Genomic DNA, 19,703 nt, shown 5'->3' with positions numbered 1-19,703 from the left:
TGAGTCTCTGTAAGAGCTCCTTCAGCTGTCTGGATAAGTCCGATAGCGTCGTTTGCGTTTGCTTCTGCCTGATCAAGAGCGTTGATCTTGTTTCTCATTGACTCGGAGATGGCAAGTCCTGCAGCGTCGTCGCCGGCCTTGTTGATTTTGTATCCAGATGACAGCTTCTCTAAGTTCTTATTGAGAGCTGTGGTGTTCTTGGACATGTTTCTGTAAGAATCGATTGCTGAAATATTGTGCTGTATAACCATAAATTCCTCCTATTGTCGGCCCGTGTAAGAACTTCCTTGTCCAAACCGGTACTCAATCTCTTGAGCACCAAGCCTTTTATTATGATTTTTTACACTTTTATTATCGCACGGTTTCTCAAAAATATAAACGATTTTACAAAAAATTTATATTTTTCTGATTTCGAAGAATGGAAATCTGATCTCAATCATAACCAATTGGACTTTCGGATATTCCGTTTTCGGTTTCCGGCTCATTTTTCTTTGGTTTTACTCGCCTTCTTACCTCTCCGAATAATCTGAAGGGAGATTCCTTTGTTAATGTTTCCTTTATGATGTTTGTTATGGACACCCTGTAACCCGGATCGTTTATTGACGGGATCTCCGAAAGAAGACCGATCTGGGCTTCAGCATCAAGGCCTATATCGCTGTATTTAAGCACCACTTCCTTTACATACTTATAAGAAGCAGTAGCGGATCGTCTTTCATTTGCCACCAGAACCTGATTCATCTCGGATATATACCTTGCCCTGATGGTTGTTTCCGAAGCCTGCTTTTCATAAATCCTCATGCTTACCCTTGAGGCATCATGACCGGCCCTGCCATAACCCATATCTATCCATCCATATTCATCCACCAGTATCTTTGCTGCGGAATCAAAGCCATAATAGATGATCTGCTCCTCCCTTATCTCCGCAAGAAGTCCGGATGAGGCTTCCGGGATCAGATTCATGATGAGATTTGGGTCATTGAAGGGTACCCTTATAAGCTTCATCTTAGTTTCTGTATAATATATATTAAGAATGGATCTCAGGAATTCATGGATCCTCACATCATCATATCTGTATTTGGCCTCCGCTACCGCAAGCTCCAGTATGACCTTATTCTTTATCTCCTCAGACATGCTCCTTGATTTTGCTACCTCTTCGATACCGGAAGCATGTCTCATGAACTGGGCATTTAACATTTCCTCCCTTACATTCATGGTATGATCTGTAAGAAATGACACCTTCCTGATAACACTTGATTCCCTGTCATTTCTGATGGAGATTGCATGCATGGGCTTTTCGCCTGCAAGTCCTATGCCTATGATCACCGCCTCAGGTGATCTCTTTATGTTTTTAAGTATTACCTCATCATTCCAGAAAATCATGTGATCATAGTTTTCCTTTAAGTCATAGAACTTGATATTGGAATACTTCTGATATTCGCTTTTTAAAATGTTTGAAGCCTCAACATTATAGATATTATTACATGCAGTGTATATATCCACCCTTTTATTCTGGTGAAGATCACTGATGAAATCCGACAGAACCTCATGCCTCTGACGATAATTGATGGCTTCCTCCAAGCGGTCCAGGTCGATCTCTATTGACGGACGGTTTTGTATATAAGCCACCAGCTCATATTCATTTATAGGAACTGTCAGTCCCTCCACGCCGTTTCTTCTGGCTCTTGATATATTCTGCACCAATATTTTCAGCATCTGATCGATTTCATTAAGATCGTTTTGATCATCCGCTGCTTCACAGGTTGTTATGACTGATCTCACTCCCTGACCGTTGACAGCTTCAACAATTATCTGATTACTGCCTTCATTTTTCTTTATATTCACTTTGGATTCCGGAGTAAGCTCCACTATCTCCTCCCCGGAAATATTGTAAAGTGATAAAGGCTTATTGCTGTATTGATATTCAACAGGTTTCTCCTGACCTTTGTCATTACCATTAAGTAGTCTGGTGAATGCACTTAATGGATGGTCTTGATTGATCCTGTCAAAGAATTCGTTGATCTTACCCATGCAAGCATCCCCTTTTTGTCACATAACCTTTATCCTCATTTGCAAGGTCTCACCCACAAATACCTGTTTGCCGATTTTTGCCTGACCTACAGATGTACCCCCTGATAAGTCTATAAAGCCTTTAGTCGCTCAGAAGCCTTTTTATACCCTTGCTCCGAAGCCTGTTTGTAATAGTAAAGTGCCTTTTCCTTCTGCCCTGATACTTCATACCAGGTTCCCAGATTATATGCCGCCTTAAAGGAGCCTGTGCCTATAACCCCTTCCGGTCTCTCAACCTCCCCAAGGCTTAAACACTTAAGATAGCTTTTTTCTATATATGGGAGCAAATGCTGATATTTCTCAGTATTTTTAAGTACCAGTTTCATATAGAAAAGACCTGAGTAGAAATAAAAATCCGGGTTTCTTGTGAAATCGTACTGGACCTTTCCCATGATATCTCCGGCTTCTTCAAGGCTTTCCACGGTATCCATATCATAAAGAGTATAAAGATATCTCATGATCCCGTCGGTCCAGTACGGTGCCTGGCGTATCTCCTTTTTGCCGGAAAACCTGAAAAAGGTTCTGAAGTAGGGGAGGCTTTCCTCTTCTCTTCCTAAATTCCGGAGTGTTATAGCCATCTGATAATTGTAGTAAGGATAATTTGGTTCCTTCTTCAAGGCCTCGATAAGATACTCAAGGTTCCTCTGACCCTTACCCTCCTGAAGATAACCGTCATGCTCCGCATATAGGGGAGACACCTTATTAAGCACCTTGGCATTGATCTGCTCATGAATGCTTCCTTTATATCTCATCCCGGCAGGAATTATCCTGGGTATCTGGGTAATGCTTCTGTCTATCTCCGTACCGTTAGGATACGAATCCTCTCTTTTTATAAGACCCAGCCATCTCATGCCCTGACGATCATACATCATGTCGATAAAGTCTCTCAGCGCTTTCGGATTACTTACTTCATCATTTCTCAGATATTCATCTGCATCCAAAACCAGGTGAATCTCTCCGCCATGATCTCTTTCTGAATGACCAAGGGCAAAGTTTCTTGCTTCCGAGAAATCATTGACCCAGGGAAAATCGTAAACATGGGCACCGAATTTCTTTGCTATTTCGATGGTACCATCCGTAGAACCGCTGTCCGCTATGACTATATTGTCCACAAAGGGCGCAGCTGCACTTAAGCATTTTTCCAGACAACGTTCTTCATTTTTTACGATCATCACTAAGTTTACGATCATTGTTCCCCGCTCTCCTCAGCCTCATTTCTGCGTTGCGTTGCTCTCTAAGTACATTAAAGACATAACCGCGGATGGCCGTCTCGCCGCCCTCGTTAAGTTCAACAAATCTTAAGCCATAGCCGTTATTCCCCGAATCATCCAGCTGCCCCCAGACCACCATGCATCTAAAGGGTCTTTCAGTATTTTTAAAGGCATAATGAAAACCGATGACCTCACCGATAGTCAGGGACTGGGATGTAACGATATATATACCGCCGGCGCTTATATTTGTGATAACTCCGAAAAAGCTATTTCCATCGTTTTCCGAGGTAAACTGGACAGTTATATCCACTGAAGCTCTTATATCCTGCTGCCTCTGTATGATCTCTATAACCTCAAGGATCTCACATTCACCCATCCAGAACTCGCTCATCCTGGGATATACCGGATTTTTATGAACCACCACTTCACATTTTGCTTTGATGCAACCCTTTATATTATCATTGAAAATGACCTCTGTTTTGCCCATTCGCATATCCTGAAGATCAGGATCTCTAAAATACAAGGCAGGCTTATTGTCAATTCCGCTTACAACTCTGACCTTGTAATCCTTATCCTCATATCTAACGACACCGCTGTGACAATCCTTAAGTATCATCTGTTACCTCTTATTATTACGGTTACACTCATTCTATAGTATCAGTCATCATCAAAATCCAGATCGCCGATACTGTTCGTGGTATTCATAAGCATCTGAAGCCTGAGAATCTCGATGAAATTTGCAAACATATTTTTATCCACCTTGCCGGTCTCATCGATTTCCTGATTAAGAAGGCTTGTGAACATGGAGCTTATGCCCAGCATTCCGCTGTTTTGGGAAGAACCGAGCCCAAGAGTGGATATCAGGGATTTCAGCTCCGAAATGCTGCTGCCTTCACCTATGAAGCCTGACGCTGCCTCTCCGGCAGCTCCAAGTACAGAGTTAATGTCTATTGCGGAGTCGCTTTCCAGATCCGCCATTATCTTTTTGACATAATTCTGAGTCTCATTATAAGGAGGTATACCGTCATATTTTCTTACAGCTCCGGAACCTGCATTATAGGCCGCAAGGGCAAGCTTCAGATCACCGCCGAATTCCTTAAGGTTGGATGCCAGAAGCTTGGCTCCACCCATGATATTCTGTTCCGGATTAAAGGGATCGCTGACTCCCAGCTCCTTCGCAGTTGCCGGCATAAGCTGCATTATACCCATGGCACCTGCCTTGGAGACCGCAGTTACCTGAAAATCAGATTCGGTCTTCGCAACCGCTTTAAGTATCTTCTCCGGGATCCCGTAAGTACTGGCGGCTTTTTTGAAGATCGAATCAAGAGTGTTTGCTGTCCCGGAAACCGTTTTCTCGGCTGTTCCCGCTGCCTTCACGCCATCCAGAACATTCTTGAAGGTTTTTGCATTCTTCGAAAGAATGGTGGTTCCCTCAGGTCTTCCCTTTCCTGTATTATTGATCTCAGAGATCGACTCCATAAGTGGCATAAAACACATCCCCCTTTATACGGTAAAAATATATTTAAATCATTGCTGGGCCATCATCCGGCCGTAGTCATCAAGATAATAGACCTTACCCCCATCATATAGGTATCCTGTCTGCATCCGTCCACTGCTGTTGAAATAATACCAGAAGCCGTTTATAAACACCCATCCTGTGTGCATCCTTCCGTAGGTAGGATCCAGATAATAGGTGCTTCCGTCACCGTCCACCAGGAATCCTGTCATCATCTGACCCTTATTATCAAAGTAATACCAGCTGTCTCCTATAAGCTGCCAGCCGGTGGCTGCTCTTCCGTAGTCATCATAGTAAAACCACGCTCCTCCGGGATAGTACCAGCCGGTGGTACTTCCTTTGGCACTGTTATATACGGTAGCAGTTCCTTCACTAGTAGTGGTATTGTACCCTATAGGCGTAACACCCTTAGTACCTGTATGGGAATTGACCACATCCTCCTCCGAGGTAACCGCTTCACCATCCTTAAGGTATTTTTTTTCATCAGAAGTCATGGCTATGGCTTTTACTTCATAATAGTAAGTATCCTTAGTATATTCAGGTATCTTATCGGAAAGATCCAACGAGGTGCCCCTGACCTTCTTTGTCAGAATGGACTTGTCATTTTCATACAGGGTAACCTCGTACCCCGGTGCGTACTCAACCTCTTTCCACACTGCTTTTTTAAAATTATAGTCCCATCCTGCAGACGTCGTGGATTCCAGAACTGTACAGGGCATATAATACACCTTTAGTCTCAGAATATCTCCGTCATCCACTCTGCCGCAATGACTGAACTCGGCTCCATTTAAGGCTACCGCTGATCTGTTCCAGTTTTTTGCGAAATAGTAGCCCTCATCTGCGTGCAGATCTATAGTGATGAGGATCTTATTTCCCGGTCTCCACTTATCAGGCTTCTTTGAATAATCGATCTCTCCGACACTGACATTTCCTGTACTAACTGTGACTGTCGGTTCCAGGATCTCGCCGGGCTCCCCATAATTCTGTTCCACCTTTACATTGATCTTCTCCAGGATGCTTCCATCAGCCTTGGCAGTTTTTTTATGGGTAATGACAAAATATGCCACAAGAAGTAAAAAGAAAAATATCTTTGCTGCCTTATTGATTCTCCTGGCATCTCTTTCAAGCTTTTCCAGTCTTTCTTCTCTTTTCTCCCGTATACGGTCTCTAAATGAAGATCTGTTTCTGTTATATGGCTCAGGCATATTTCACCTCATCTTTGATGCATTTTTCGCTGTTTACTGCATGATCCCGTCATTGTTGACATAATACTCACCGATATAAGCATTGGCAGCCATCTGTCCGCTGCCCGGGTAGAAATAATAGTAGTTTCCGTTCACATTGTGCCAGCCTTCCACCATGGTACCGTCATAGTCACAATAGTAGGTCTTACCATTCCTGTGAATCCATCCCGTGAACATGACTCCCAGAAGCGAATTATCGATATCATTAAGGAAATAGTATTTTCCGTTCTCGTAAAGCCAGCCTGTATACATGGCACCGTTACTCTTAAAATAATAGTAATGGCCGTTAATCATGCGCCAGCCGTTATTGGCGGTCTGCCCGTAGACCTCACCGTTTCTCAGCTCATCTCTTGGGATCAGGTAATACCAGTCTGAACCATTCTTCATCCAACCGGTATACATGGCGCCGCTCTTTAAAAGGAAATAGGTCCTTCCGTCAACTATCTGCCAGCCGGTCTGCATCTGCCCGTACTGATTAAAGAGATACCAGTCATTATCTATGTATGCCCAGCCGGCTCCCTGAAGTGTGTTATCCGAAACATATCTGTAATACCAGAAGCCATTGTCTTTATACCATCCGAACTGATATAGAGCCTTTGCCTGACCGCCGCTTCCCCCCTGGCCTTTTCCGTCAGATACATCTCTGTCTGTGATCACCAGCTCTGTAGATTCCACCCATTCACTGTTACCGGTATATTTCTTCAACTTACTGTCTGTAACTATGGACCTTATCTCTACCGAATATTTTCCTGCCTGGGTCATGTAGGGATAAAAATTATAGAGAAGACTGGTACTTGTGACGGTGGTCACATTCTTTTTATCCCTCAGAAGCTTCAGTTCATATGTGCCCGAGGTATTGTCAGGTCTTGTCCACCTTATCTCACCAAGTTTATTATCATTCCAGAATACATCCGTAGGAGCTTCATAATTTCCCTTTATGGGATCGATCTTAAGGGTGATAATGAGATCGTCCTTACTTTTCGTGGCATTCACAAAGGTACCGCCGGTTATGGTTACGTTGGAGCTTCTGTAGCTGCTGAGAAAGTAGTTTTTTGCTATATCCTCAGGCTTTAGAGTAACTCTCATAGAGGGAGTCTCTCCACTCTTGGCTCTCGTATCTCCCCCGCTTGTCCACTCGGCTTTTGTAATTGAGTACTTATTACCGCCGGTAGACACGGCTATCTCATTGTCATCTACGGATGACTTTTCAACCTGGATATCCTCAGGGATCTTTCTGCCTGCCTCAAGCTTTGATTTAACCTTGATGGTCACATTGTTGATGGGCTGTGTAGCGGCAAGGGAAGATATTCCGGAAAGGCACAGAAGTATCAGTATCAACGGAAAAAGCTTCCGCCAAAAATTTTTGTATTCTTTTGCCTTTACTACGGCTTCCTTATTCATTTTTTCACGACTGAATGATATCTTCATCTCCTGTTACATCCTTAGGCGGTTCTGGCTCAGTTACCTTGTTTTTTTCTTTTTCTGCAAATCTCAGGAAATAAACATAGATTTCCACAACTGCACTGAAAAGCTCCGGGGGAATCTCGGCTCCAAGCTTTAATTGTGTAAGGAGTGACGCAAGAGAATCATCCTCATATACAGGCACTCCTGCCTTCATGGCCGTTTCCGTGATCTTTTCTGCTGTATATCCCATTCCCGAAGCAACTATCACCGGTGCTCCGTTTTTATCGGGATCATATTTTAAGGCTGCTGCCCTTTTCTTTCTGATAGGTTCAGACGGCGACATTTATTCCTTTCTCCTTTTCCTTTATCTCAGGAAATACTTCGTCAACTCTGTGGCTTCTTGTAAGAACCCCCAGCTCCACGGTGCTTACCCTGAGACCGTTTCTTGTGATGATGTCCTGGATACTTCTGGAAACGTTTTCCTGCGGTTCGGTAAATGTGGAAGGAACAAAAATCTGCATATTGACATTACCGTTATTCACCAGGGATATCAGCTCAAAATTGCCCACATTCTGAATGCTGAATTTTATAAACAGCTTCTGCTTTTTTGCGGCATCAGGCCTTTCTCTCTCCGCGTCAGGATCTATCCACATTTCCGACATGACATTCTTATCCTGGTATCTGAAAGGAACCAGCAAATGAAGAAGCGGCATATAGACACTCTCATTCATCAAAAGATGATTCAGCACCTTATAATATTTTTCTACACTTTCCGCTCCCGCGCTTCCTTCCGTCCCCTTCTGTATAAGCTTTGTAAGCATCTCCGGAAAATTTTTGGCCTTCTCTGACTGTGGTCTCAGATTCTCCATAGCCTTTTCAAGGGCCTCCTCAGGATCTCCTTTAAAGAACATACGGAAGTCACCGTTTCTGATCATCTTGTTAAACAGCTGCTGAAGCACGTTCTTGTCTCCTGCCTCATATTTTACGGCATAAAGGGAGAACAGGACACTGGCAGTTCTGACAGCACCATAGTTATGGGTCTTTGAGACATACTTTGAAAGAAACGGTATGATTTCCTTGTTGATGATCTCTGTATTTTTTTCTATATCTCCGGGAGCTGCGTTTTTATCCAACTGTTCCATCAGTTTAGAAAAACTCTCTCTTGAAGAAGGAAGGAGCAGGCTCTCAATGTCTTTACCGAGAGACTCCATTTGATTGAGCAGATGCTCACTAGACGCATAATTGTTATAAGTTTTGACAAAATCGAGAATCGTTTCTCTGAAGGAGGGTGAAATCTTCTCGTTCAGGATATCCCGTAATCCATCGAAAAGCTCTCCGGAAAATTTTACCTGCGCCTGCTGCTGGGATTCCATAAGAGTCATCAGCTCCTTCGGATCCGCAGTCTCCATCTCTGCGAAAAGCCGGGTAAGGACTTCCTGGATCTCGGTATCTCCCATTGTCTGCAATGCAGCTCCATCCGTAAAAAGAAGCTGTTCCATCTCCAGGGTGAGCTGCATGCCTTCATGCATTCTCTGAACAAAATTCGTATAATTCGATTCAAAGTTTACATTGCCTCCCCCTACTTCGGGACCTATCTGTTCCCCATTTTCCCCGGGAGGAGAAGAGATCACTCGATCGGGAGACTGTATCTGCGGACTTTGCGGCGTATGGGGATATATCCCGGGGGAGCCGATACCCTGACTGTTCAAGGTAGGATTCTGAACCTGTAATATATTGGCCATATTGTTTATCTCCTTAAAGCGACCGATATCGCGTGATAAGTATCTCAATAACATTATATCGACTTCTTGATAATGAACTATTAGAAAAAAATATAAAAATACACTTATATTTTTTAGAAAATTTGCCGTTTAACATATGCAATTTAAAATTTTTATAGCATTATCAATTTCTTGATGTTATATTGTCCGGGCAAGGGACGATAATATGATTAAATAAAAACAGGAAGCACAATTTTTTAATGAAAAGAATTTTAAATATGGGTTATTTTTTTGATACTACTGTCGATAATATAAGCAGAAGGAACTCATTGATTTAATTGTGCGTTTATGCAAGGAGGCAATTTATGGACGTCAATTTACGTACTGCTCTGTTTGGTAAGGTAGGATATACCAATACAGACAAGAATGTAAACAAAAAAACAAAATCCTCTTCCGCATCATCCGCATCTTATGTGAGCAGTTTTGATAAGGCATCTTTCTCAACTAACTCTGTCAGTGATGACAGCTTCGCATCGATGCTTGCTTCAAAAACCGCCGCTTCTATGAAATCAGGCGTGAGCGCCAGCAGAGTTGCGGAGCTCAAAGCACAGGTTCAGTCCGGCACATATAATGTGGATTCAACAAGGATTGCGGAACGTATGCTTGGATACAGAGGATGATATACCCTTTAAGGAGTAAGTATGACAGACTCTGCAGCATTTAACGATTTTACAAAGGCACTCACAGGACAGGTGTCCGTTGTAAAAAAACTCATCAGGCTGGAGCGGGAATTAACCGCGGCCGCCTCACATGATGACCCCAAAAAACTTGATGTCCTTGTCAAGGAGGCTCAACCGGATCTTTACAATTTTCGGAGTCTCGAAAAGAAACGTATCCAGCTTGCCGAAAGGCTCGGCTGGAAGGGTCTTCGGTTCAGCCAGATACTGGCCCTGGTGTCTGAAGAAGAAAAATCGGTATTAAGCCCCTTATTTGAAGATCTGAAGGAAGCTCTTGAAATCCTGAAGGAAAGTCAGGAGTCTGCCGAAAGGATCATGCATATCAGACTAAATGATGTTAATGCTGCGATATCCACCAATAAAATACCAAAAGCATTTCAGGATACTTTAGCTTGATTTTACCCTTTAAAATCATAATTGAGTTGCAGGGCAGCTGTATACTTTCGTGTGCGGCTGTCTTTTTATGCGCACATTTCCTTCTTTGCGTCTATTCAAACGACGAACCACTAAATCCATCCCCAGGGTCCACCGCCCGAATGGTATCTTTATATTAATTTTACCCCTTTTATCTAATGTTTTCAGAAAAACCGACGATATATATAGAAGAAATAAGATGATTATGCGTCAGCATGCTTATAGACAGGAGGTAAATTTATGGTTCGCCCAACATTCGGAGGTTTCCAGACTGCTCTCACATCTCTGCAGTCGAACTCAAAAAAGCTTGATGTAACCTCACAGAACCTTGCCAATATGAACGTAGAAGGCTATACCAGGCAGCAATTAAAGACCTCCAGCCTTAACTACAACAACCCCACATCCTTTTACATGAATGAAAATGATGTTAATGTTGGCTTCGGTGTTTCCATGGATGAGGTTGTCCAGCTTCGCGACCAGTTTCTGGATATACAGTACCGGGATCAGAACACAAAATATTCTTACAACAAAACAACAGAATATTCTCTAAACACTCTCGGAAGCTTTATGGATGAGTCCAATATGGATGGCATAAGAGCTTCTCTTGACGATGTCCAGACAGCCCTCACCACCATGCAGGATACCTCCAAGGTTCAGGATCCGGTATATGAAGGGCAGCTTCAGTCTACACTGAATGCAACCTCCGTGCTCCTGAATTCGGCAGCCAGCAAGATAAAAACCGCCGAAGATAATGAATTTGAAAAGCTCTATGGTGAGGGAACCTCTGAAGGTGGTGCCGTTGAGAAAATCAACTACCTTCTCCAGGAAATAGGTGAGCTCAATAAGCAAATCAAACATAACCAGATTATGGGAAACAAAGCTCTGGAGCTTCAGGACGAAAGAAACATGAAGATAGATGAGCTTTCTTCCTACATCCCCATAACTGTTGAGAGCTTCTCTGAAACCTATACGGTTGATGGCAAGGAAAGGATGAAAATCTATCGATACAACCAGACCGGCGAGATTGCCGGAAAATCTGACTGGCCATCGGATCTTCGTATATCCCTTGATTACACCACCACCGATGCTAACGGTGCTGTCAAAAAGGAAAGTATCATCCTTGTAAACGGTACTTATGATGATGGCTATGGTAAAAACTACGGACAGGTTAAGCTTACCACAAATGACGATGGTTCTCCCAAATATACCAAATGGAATTCTACCATAGAAGATGCACCCGGTCCTTTGGACGTACAGCTTGATTTTATTTCAACAGCAACCGACAAAAAAGGAGACCCTGCAACAGCCAAATCCATTACAACCGCCAACAGCACATCTAAAAAAGAAGTTGAAGAAGGCAGCACTACAACATTTGCTACTTTCTCAGGTGGTTCGGTTCAGGCAGGCCTCGATATGCTTGCAAAGTCAGATCCAAGCAAACAAGCAACTACGGGCTTAAAGCAAGGTACCTACTACGGTTATGACTACTACATGGATCAACTTGACAATTTGGCACAGACTCTTGCTCAAGAGTTTAATAAGTATAACTATAAAGGAAATACCGGCATTGATCCCACCTCTACTACCAATTTAGATCAATATGCTATGCTTGTTAACAGAGATTCTGGAACCACAGCAGGAATCACAGCAGAAAATGTTGCCCTCAATAAAAACTGGATAAACGGCGATGTACATATAGGTCTCATGGGATCAGATTCTAACGAAACCATCCTTAATATGCTGAGATCCATGACACAACCACATTCAGAGCTCGGAGACAAAACCTTTGCAAACTACATGAATACTCTTTCTACAAGACTTGCAAATGACCAGGCCAACAATAAGGATGCTCTCGACACCAACAAGATCGTTCTTGACAGCATTACAAGTTCCAAGGATCAGTTATCCGGTGTCAGCCTGGATGAAGAGGCAGCTAATATGATGATTTATGTTTCCTCATACAATGCTGCCGCAAAGGTCATGAGTGCCTTTGACGAAACCTTACAGACTCTTCTTGGAATCGTCTGATATCATAGAAAGGAGATAATCCTATGCGTGTCACAGCTTCAACCTTTTACAAGGACTACGCGAAATCTGTTCAGGATCTGAAATCCATATACAACAAAAGTATGCAGCAGGTTTCCAGTGGAAAAAAATATGAGAATGCCTACGAGAATCCTCTTGACTACTACGCCGGAAAAAAGATAGATAATCTCTATAACGATGTAGTCACAAAGGATACTATGATTAAGGACGTTATCAATCGTCTGGAACAGCAGGAAACCACATCCAGAACATTCCATTCTCAGATGAGTGACCTTAATATAAAATATGAGCAAATGGCTTCTGCATCCTACCAGGGCAGCGTAGAAACTGTAGATACCATGTACACTTATGTACTGAACAAACAGCAGACCCTGACTCAGGATCTTAATGCAACCTATGAAAATTACTATGTCATGGGAGGCAATGACCAGACAACTATTCCCTTCACAATGTCAGCAGATGGTATGGAACTGACTTATCATCATAAGTTTCCGGGAGATAGCTACGAAACCACCATGACCATGAAATATGATCCGGATAATAAAAGCTTTAATTATAGCGGAACATACTATGAAACAACGACTGATCCAACAACAGGCAGAGTTATCGCAACCCAAAAGTCATTTAATACAGAAGATGAAGTACTTGATAAAGTACTTCAAGCAATGAAAGAACAAGGCAGAATGTCCTTGGGCTATGGAGATATCAATACTTTAGAAACCCTTCCGGACACCTACTATGGCGGTCTCAACATGGTCACAGGACTTACCTCAGACAAGCTTCGTGCCATGGACCCCAAAAAAGCAAAAATCGCTATTCAGGACGCCATGAACACCTCTGCTTTTGGATTAAATGCACAGGTTATTGATTCTACAAAAAAATATAGGGATTCTTTTTATGAAACTATGACCACAGATACAACGACAACAACTAGTATCACATCTAATACTACATATGCCAGTTTAAATACAGTATGGAGTGAAACAGCCTTAGCATTGGGTAATTATGTTAGTCCTTATATCCAATTTAGTAATGGGTCTCAAATGTCAATACCATTTAGCGATACAATTGGAAATTTCATTAATGATTACAACAGTAATCATGACCCTGAAACTGATTTCCTTTCTTATGATGAAAATACTGGCATAATGACTCATTTTTATTATGGTGAATCGTCCACCTCTCCACCTATTATTACAAATAGCGTTCCAGTTATAACGACAACAACCCAAACGGTAGAACGCCCCATGACCGAAGAAGAAAAGGAAATATCCAAGGAGTCAGCCCTTCAAAAACTGAACGAGGATCTTAACTACGCTCTCGGCAAATGGGATAATGCCATGATCAGCGTCAGCAACACCTTCCGTCGTATCGGTGTTGCGACTGCCACTCTTGATGAAGTAGACAATCAGCTCCAGACTGCTCAAGACACCTACATCAAGGAATATAACGATCATATGGCTATAGATACCTACGATGCCATAGTCCAGATGTACCAGCATATGTACTCCTACAATGCGGCGATGCAGGTGGGTTCAAAGATAATGCAGAATTCTCTTTTTGATTTTGTACAGTAAGAACAATAATTCTATTAAAGACATAGAAAAATTTAATATTATAAGATATACTTAATGGAGGTTGTCATTCATGTTGACATTAGAAACCAAAGACTACGGAACGATCGAGTATGAGGAGTCTGATCTTATCCATTTCACAGACGGACTTTTTGGATTCAATGATTTAAAGGATTACATCCCTCTCGTGCTAGATGAAAATGAGGACAGTACCATACTCCTGCTGCAGTCCATAGAGAACACGGACATTGCTTTTGTGATTATCAATCCATTCACCCTGGATCCGGATTACAATCCGGTCTTAAGCCCGGAGGAATTGTCTTATCTCAATGTCAAATCAGAGAATGATCTTTCATATTATGTTATCTGTGTATTAAAGAACAATCATAAAGAAAATACTGTTAATATGAAAGCACCGATCGTTATAAATCCTGATAAACGCATAGGCATGCAGGTGATCTTAAGTCAGTCCGAATATGGCTTCAGGCATAAATTAAGCTCTTTTGCCACTGTTCAGGAAGGACTTGAGGTAAAGGCTTCTGAGGAATAACGATCGATCGTACCGGTAAATCAAGTACAGGACAGGTGATCAAATGCTGATATTAAGACGCAAAAAAAATGAAAGTATACTTATAGGGGACAATATCAGGATAACTGTGGTGGAAAGTGCTTCAGACGGCGTAAGACTTGCCATAGATGCTCCCAAACAGATTTCCATTCTCCGTGAGGAGCTTTCCATAGCAGAGCAGGAGAACAAAAGTGCTTCCTCACCTCATCTTGCTGCCATCACAGGGTTTCAGGATTCTCTTAAGCATATCACCTTCAAAAAAAATAAACCGGCTGAAGCCGAGGCTGCTAAGGAGCCAAAGGATACTGCTGAAACGGGTATCGAGGCAGGTATCGATAATGAAGCTAAGGTTGAAACCAAAGCAGAAGCAAAATCTGACACTGAGGCTGAAAATGATGCCAAAGACGAAGCTAAAACGGTCACTGAAGTTGAAAATGAAACCAAATCCGGGACTAAAGCTGAAAATGTCGTACCTTAAGTTTAAACCCCAAAAAATAAAATCAAAATATAATAAAACCTTCGCCCTGCTAAGGCGAAGGTTTTTTAGTGACAGTTTATATAAGGGCTATGAATTCTTTTCCTTCTCTTCCACTTCCTCCAACGTAGGAAAGTGCCACTTCTGAACACCTATGGAATTGTGATTCTCATCCTGAGCCACAACTATCTCCGGCTCCTGCGGTCTTTCAGTTTTTGATGATGCTCCCTCTTTTGTAAAACTGTACTCAAGCTTTCCTGAATCCGTATACTCCGGAACTATGGTCACCCTATCGGAGGTTCTGTTTTTTTCGTTGGATAAAATGTTGTTGAATAGTGACACATCCATGCCCAGAAGATCGTTTCCCTCGTATTCTTCAGGTTTTTCATTCCGGGATTTTTCTGTCACAGTATTCTGCTTCTGTATAGGCGCTGCATCCTCCTGAACATTCTTAAGTTTAGGGAACTCCCAGAGACCTATAGAGCTTTCTGCATTTTCGTCCATCCTGAAGTCATCTTCAGTAACATTATCACCTGCACTTTTTTTGATCTCTTCTTCAAGCCTTGACTTCTGCTCTCTGTCAGCCTGAACAGAATCATAAATCCTTCCTGACCTGCTGTTGTCTTCATAAGAGACCGCCATGCCACCCATATTCTCTTCCTTGAGAGCCTTGGTGGTTTTGGTTTCCCTCGGAAGATACGATATACCTCCCTTTGAAGCAGCTTTCCCGGAGGATGTTTTGGAAGCTTCCTTATTAAGCTCCTTAGAAGCGTCCCTTTTTCTGGATGATCCAAAGCCCATCATCTCTTTTATCATCCTGAAGCCTCTAATGATCCAGAAAACCGGAAGCAATACAGGCACCTTTTCGAGTGTTGGATACAGGGAACTCATATACTTATATTCAGGGAATATCCAAAGAATCTCCTGCTTTAATCTATGCCAGAATTCTCCCTTTTCCTGTTTGCGGAGTTCCTTTTCCTCCTGGCGCTTTTCTTTATCAAGCTCCCTTTGTATATCATTTCTCAAAGCGCTTGACTGATTAACCATGTCTGAACCGATGACACCGTTGCTCAGGATCCTGCTCTCTATATTGTCATAAATATCCGCATCCTCAATGGTAAGCTCCGGCATATCATCGGCTCTTGTGCCAAACCATATTGAGGAAATATGTATCATGCATTCGGCTATGACATCGATCTTAAACTCTTTAAATCTTGCCCAGATGAAATCCTGATTCATCTTGGACCTAAACTGATGATAAAAGAGAAAAACATCAAGAAGCTTACGAATGGTAAGTGCATCCTCACAATAATTGTAACAGACCTCAGCCATACGGAACACAAAGCTTGATTCCAGAGAAAAGGTATGCATGGACTCGAAGGTTTTGTCTATATAGGCTCTCTCCATAAGAGAGGTCATGCACTTCTGATAATTCTTTGTAATGAAAGGAAGCTTATAGTAAATTTCTACCGTAAATCCGTTGCCCGCTCTCATATGCTCCCCGAACTTCGGATAAAAGTGATCTGTGAGGTAACCGAGATCGATGAGAAAACCCTTGGCAAGGCTGTAATCCTTTTCACCCATAAGGAGTCTCAGGGGGCTGTTGCTGGCGCTCTCCGGAATCCTGTAAAGGCGTCTCGTAGCTGAGGACTCAAGAACAGTTGCGGATATTTTATGCATATTAAGCATTGTAAGGATCTCAAGCTCGGAATTCTCATAGCTTGTGGAATACATAAGACTTTCCTGATATCGTTCATAAAGCCTTGCTCCCCACTTCTCCGGGATCTGTCCTGAAGCCCCAAGCATACCGATATATACGATATTGGCGATCTTATGATAGTCGGCAAGATGGAATAACCTCTCCCAATCCATCCTCATGGATTTTTTTGTAAAATCCTTCTGTTTAATCAACGCCCCCACAAGATCTACAAGGTACCGTCCTTCAAATACTGTACGATTCATACTACTTTCCTTCCTGAAAATCCTTGAATAATTCATGGATTTCTGACGGGATTTCTTTTTATAACATTGTACCATAAATAAATCACAGAGAAAATCTCTGTGATTCGTAAAATGCATATAAAACCTTTGATTTATATACCGGTTCAGCCGATGACTCCGTTCCTCATGATCATCGGCTAAACCGGTACCGGTACTTATTATCAACTTATGTTACTCGTAACTCAACTCGTGTAATAGGACTTTTCTCCGGAAAGCCGCATGTTTAAACGCCTGTCCTGATCCTGGAGTTCTCTTATGAGGGTCCTTGTTTTGATCCTTATTTCTTTAACAAGCTTTTCATCAGGGGTTTCCGGCTTGATATCCTCCGGCTCTGAAAATATAAGTCGGTGCGCCGCAAAAGCTGACTTAGGTCCCACTTCACCCAGAAGCTCTATACGTTCTGTCGTATCCTGAACCTTTTTTAGCTTGTCCATCCTTTCATCGAGAAGGAGCTCTGCCGTATATCCGTCTTCTCCTGACAGGATTTCGGTAAGCTCATCTGTAATACTCTTCAAATCCTTTAGATATGTATATTTTCTCTGACAAAGAATCGCAAGGTTCTCAACATCCAAAACATCTTCCATACCTATCACCGTAAAGCATCAACCCACAACGCCTGCCTGTCTGACCTCATGTGTATCCTGAACCACCTTGCTGGCACCATCAAAGCCTTCGCGCAGATCCATAATGATCTCAATAAGCCTCGGAATCTCACCGGACATACGCTTTCCGGCGGCCCTTACCTTAGAAAGATCGTAGATTATATAATCATAGAGTCTTCTTAAGTCGTTACTTACAGGGATAGACATATCAAGAGTATTTATGAGATATCTTATGATCTTAAGAGCTTTACCCACATACTCTTCAAATATCGTCATATCTCCATCCTCAAGAGCAATCTGCGCCTTTCGGAGATCCTTCATGCATTCATCATACAAAAGCACCAGGAGTTCTACCGGAGACATAGTAAAAAGCGTATCTTCTTTATAATTTTTATAAGCCATGCTCAACACCTTCTCTAAAATATGTATCAAAAAACCTTCTTCTACTACATATTGTATATCGGCAATATTTTCAATAAGATAAGCTGGAAAGATAACTTGACTGGGTATTCATGCTGTTTATAAGGGTTTCCAGATTAGAGAACTGCTTTATGTACCTGTCTCTTTCCATCTGAAGCTTATCCTTCCACTTATCAAGCTCAGAGTTATATTCCTTTATCTTATCGTATATCTGATTTTTCTGCTTTGTAGCAGAAAGCTTTTCGGATCCCGCAACCTCTACAAGACGTCCGTAGGAGTTGCCGTTTCTTGATGCATACCTTGTGGCATAAGGCGTTACCTGCTTGTTGATGACTGCTCCGAAGCCTGTATTATCCTCATATCCGCTCATTATCCTTTCAACCTTTTCGGCATCCGTTTCCATAGCCTTACGGAATTTATCCTCATCAAAGCTAAGCTGGCCGCCATCTGCATGATCTGAGCTTAGAGTTATGCCTATGCTTTCGAGGTCACTGTACTTGATCCCGGCATTCATGATATCATTCATCATGCCATGGAATTCAAAGGCAAGGTCACGAACCTCATTATCATTATACAGAATTCCCTGTTTAGCCTTCTCGTTCCACTTTTCGATTTCCTTTTCGGTCATCTCATCTTCCTGCTCAGTAGTAAGAGGATCATAACCCTTGGCAGGTTTGGTGGTCACATGGGTGTTAACCTCATCCACAAGCTTGTTATAGGCTTCTATAAACTTTTTAACCTGCTCCGTAGCCTTATCAGCATTGGCTGAGGCTGTAAAGCTTACACTTGCATTGGCATCATAGGAGGTGACCTTTCCGTCATAGCCCACCTTAATATCGCCGAAGGTTCCGTTGGCGGTTATCTTAAGTCCGTCCACATTAAAGGTATTGGTATGGCTTGTTATCTTAACAGGATCGGAACCACCGTAGCTTACATACATCTCGGCATCCTTACCGTTCGTAGAGTTTGAGCCATCTCCTCCGAACAGCCTTTGCGCCGTCTCGTTAAGCTCTATCTTACTCTCTTCTCCAGTTTGCTTATCGAAGAACATGAGCTGTCCTGTACTCTCAACATAGGTAGCCTTTACGCCTGCGTCACTTTTGTTGATCTCCTTGACAAGATCATTGATGGTGGAATCAGCAGTAACATCAAAGGATTTTCCATTGATAGTCATGGAGGAAATATCCTCCCCAGAGAATCCGGTAAGGTCACCAAGCTTTGAAGAGGCCGAAGCTTTTCCTGCTTCTGTAGTCAGCTGGTGTGATGTAAAGCTTGCCGATGATGCCAGCTGGCTTACACCCTTTACAGATACATAATCAAGAAGATTAGAACCCCCTGAGGCTGTGAGAAGGGCTGCTGACGAGCTGTTACCCTGTGTAGTGATAACAGACTTCGCGTAAAGATCGTTGTTTACAATACTCGTCTTTCCGGAATAGCTCAGAAAATCATCCTCCATATCCATCAGCTGGTTGGTGATGCTGTTATAGGCCTCCTGACGCCATTCCTGCTTGGTTATATTCTGCTTTGTCTTGGTTATCTTATTGTTGGTATTTAATGTAAGCTGTTCGATCAACGCATCACGGTCAAGGCCGGATGCAAGTCCTCCAAAACCTTTTAAGGAGGTATTTCCCAATGAGCTCGTGCTTGAGCTGCTGCTTGATACGTTCATAAAAATGCTCCTTCATAATAAAAACAAAGACCTT

At 42.5% G+C, this 19,703-nt stretch carries 18 protein-coding genes and 1 pseudogene; 6 read left to right on the top strand and 13 right to left on the bottom strand.

Annotated elements, in window-relative coordinates:
- From G625_RS20760 to G625_RS0117355, 9 genes are all read right to left on the bottom strand, one after another.
- On the bottom strand, positions 1-251 hold a 251-nt coding region (locus G625_RS20760), incomplete at its 3' end, for a flagellin N-terminal helical domain-containing protein (RefSeq protein ID WP_044933454.1).
- Positions 252-432: 181 nt separating this feature from the next.
- Complete coding sequence (locus G625_RS0117390) at positions 433-2,028, bottom strand: hypothetical protein (RefSeq protein WP_029202111.1); 1,596 nt, start codon at positions 2,026-2,028, stop codon at positions 433-435.
- A gap of 110 nt (positions 2,029-2,138) precedes the next feature.
- Positions 2,139-3,257 carry a glycosyltransferase gene (locus G625_RS0117385; RefSeq protein WP_029202110.1) on the bottom strand — a complete coding sequence of 373 codons (1,119 nt, stop codon included), beginning with the start codon at positions 3,255-3,257 and terminating at the stop codon, positions 2,139-2,141.
- Positions 3,223-3,894, bottom strand: coding sequence for a PilZ domain-containing protein (locus G625_RS20755; RefSeq protein ID WP_049896003.1), 672 nt, complete (start codon positions 3,892-3,894; stop codon positions 3,223-3,225). The genes G625_RS0117385 and G625_RS20755 overlap by 35 nt, the downstream gene beginning before the upstream one ends.
- Positions 3,895-3,935: 41 nt before the next feature.
- Positions 3,936-4,766 (bottom strand): lytic transglycosylase domain-containing protein, encoded by an 831-nt coding sequence (locus tag G625_RS20750; RefSeq protein WP_044933451.1) that lies wholly within the window; start codon positions 4,764-4,766, stop codon positions 3,936-3,938.
- A 39-nt stretch (positions 4,767-4,805) separates the two neighbouring features.
- Positions 4,806-5,999, bottom strand: a complete 1,194-nt coding sequence (locus G625_RS20745; protein WP_049896002.1) for a hypothetical protein — start codon at positions 5,997-5,999, stop codon at positions 4,806-4,808.
- Between the two features lie 33 nt (positions 6,000-6,032).
- Positions 6,033-7,466: an N-acetylmuramoyl-L-alanine amidase family protein gene (locus G625_RS0117365; protein WP_049896001.1), complete on the bottom strand. Its 1,434-nt coding sequence runs from the start codon at positions 7,464-7,466 to the stop codon at positions 6,033-6,035.
- Complete coding sequence (locus G625_RS0117360) at positions 7,444-7,785, bottom strand: EscU/YscU/HrcU family type III secretion system export apparatus switch protein (protein ID WP_029202108.1); 342 nt, start codon at positions 7,783-7,785, stop codon at positions 7,444-7,446. The genes G625_RS0117365 and G625_RS0117360 overlap by 23 nt, the downstream gene beginning before the upstream one ends.
- Positions 7,772-9,184 (bottom strand): hypothetical protein, encoded by a 1,413-nt coding sequence (locus G625_RS0117355; protein ID WP_029202107.1) that lies wholly within the window; start codon positions 9,182-9,184, stop codon positions 7,772-7,774. The genes G625_RS0117360 and G625_RS0117355 overlap by 14 nt, the downstream gene beginning before the upstream one ends.
- A 344-nt stretch (positions 9,185-9,528) precedes the next feature.
- On the opposite strand from G625_RS0117355, the gene flgM reads away from it, so the two are divergent.
- The 6 genes and pseudogenes from flgM to G625_RS23560 all read left to right on the top strand — a co-directional run.
- Complete coding sequence (flgM, locus tag G625_RS21720; protein ID WP_049895999.1) at positions 9,529-9,843, top strand: flagellar biosynthesis anti-sigma factor FlgM; 315 nt, start codon at positions 9,529-9,531, stop codon at positions 9,841-9,843.
- Between the two features lie 21 nt (positions 9,844-9,864).
- A complete protein-coding gene (flgN, locus tag G625_RS0117345; protein ID WP_029202106.1) occupies positions 9,865-10,296 on the top strand; it encodes a flagellar export chaperone FlgN in 432 nt (143 codons plus the stop codon).
- A gap of 258 nt (positions 10,297-10,554) precedes the next feature.
- Positions 10,555-12,342 (top strand): flagellar hook-associated protein FlgK, encoded by a 1,788-nt coding sequence (locus G625_RS0117340; RefSeq protein ID WP_029202105.1) that lies wholly within the window; start codon positions 10,555-10,557, stop codon positions 12,340-12,342.
- Between the two features lie 23 nt (positions 12,343-12,365).
- Positions 12,366-13,937, top strand: a complete 1,572-nt coding sequence (locus tag G625_RS21715) for a hypothetical protein (protein ID WP_049895998.1) — start codon at positions 12,366-12,368, stop codon at positions 13,935-13,937.
- Between the two features lie 70 nt (positions 13,938-14,007).
- A complete protein-coding gene (fliW, locus tag G625_RS0117330) occupies positions 14,008-14,484 on the top strand; it encodes a flagellar assembly protein FliW (protein WP_330365068.1) in 477 nt (158 codons plus the stop codon).
- 43 nt (positions 14,485-14,527) lie between these two features.
- Positions 14,528-14,743 (top strand): annotated as a pseudogene (locus tag G625_RS23560) (carbon storage regulator); the annotation flags it as partial.
- Between the two features lie 324 nt (positions 14,744-15,067).
- Here the strand turns inward: G625_RS23560 and G625_RS21710 are convergent.
- The 4 genes from G625_RS21710 to fliD all read right to left on the bottom strand — a co-directional run bounded on the left by G625_RS21710 (position 15,068) and on the right by fliD (position 19,669).
- Positions 15,068-16,939: a nucleotidyltransferase family protein gene (locus G625_RS21710; protein ID WP_049895997.1), complete on the bottom strand. Its 1,872-nt coding sequence runs from the start codon at positions 16,937-16,939 to the stop codon at positions 15,068-15,070.
- Between the two features lie 221 nt (positions 16,940-17,160).
- Positions 17,161-17,562, bottom strand: a complete 402-nt coding sequence (locus G625_RS0117315; protein ID WP_029202103.1) for a hypothetical protein — start codon at positions 17,560-17,562, stop codon at positions 17,161-17,163.
- An 18-nt stretch (positions 17,563-17,580) separates the two neighbouring features.
- Positions 17,581-17,982, bottom strand: coding sequence for a flagellar export chaperone FliS (locus G625_RS0117310; RefSeq protein ID WP_044933448.1), 402 nt, complete (start codon positions 17,980-17,982; stop codon positions 17,581-17,583).
- 70 nt (positions 17,983-18,052) lie between these two features.
- On the bottom strand, positions 18,053-19,669 hold the full coding sequence (gene fliD / locus G625_RS20720; RefSeq protein WP_049895996.1) for a flagellar filament capping protein FliD: 1,617 nt from the start codon (positions 19,667-19,669) through the stop codon (positions 18,053-18,055).
- Between the last annotated feature and the right edge of the window lie 34 nt (positions 19,670-19,703).

The sequence above is a fragment of the Oribacterium sp. NK2B42 genome (assembly GCF_000424445.1).
Classification (GTDB): domain Bacteria; phylum Bacillota; class Clostridia; order Lachnospirales; family Lachnospiraceae; genus Oribacterium.
The sequence above is the reverse complement of the archived record's forward strand: the minus strand, read 5'-3'. Positions and strand labels throughout refer to the sequence as shown.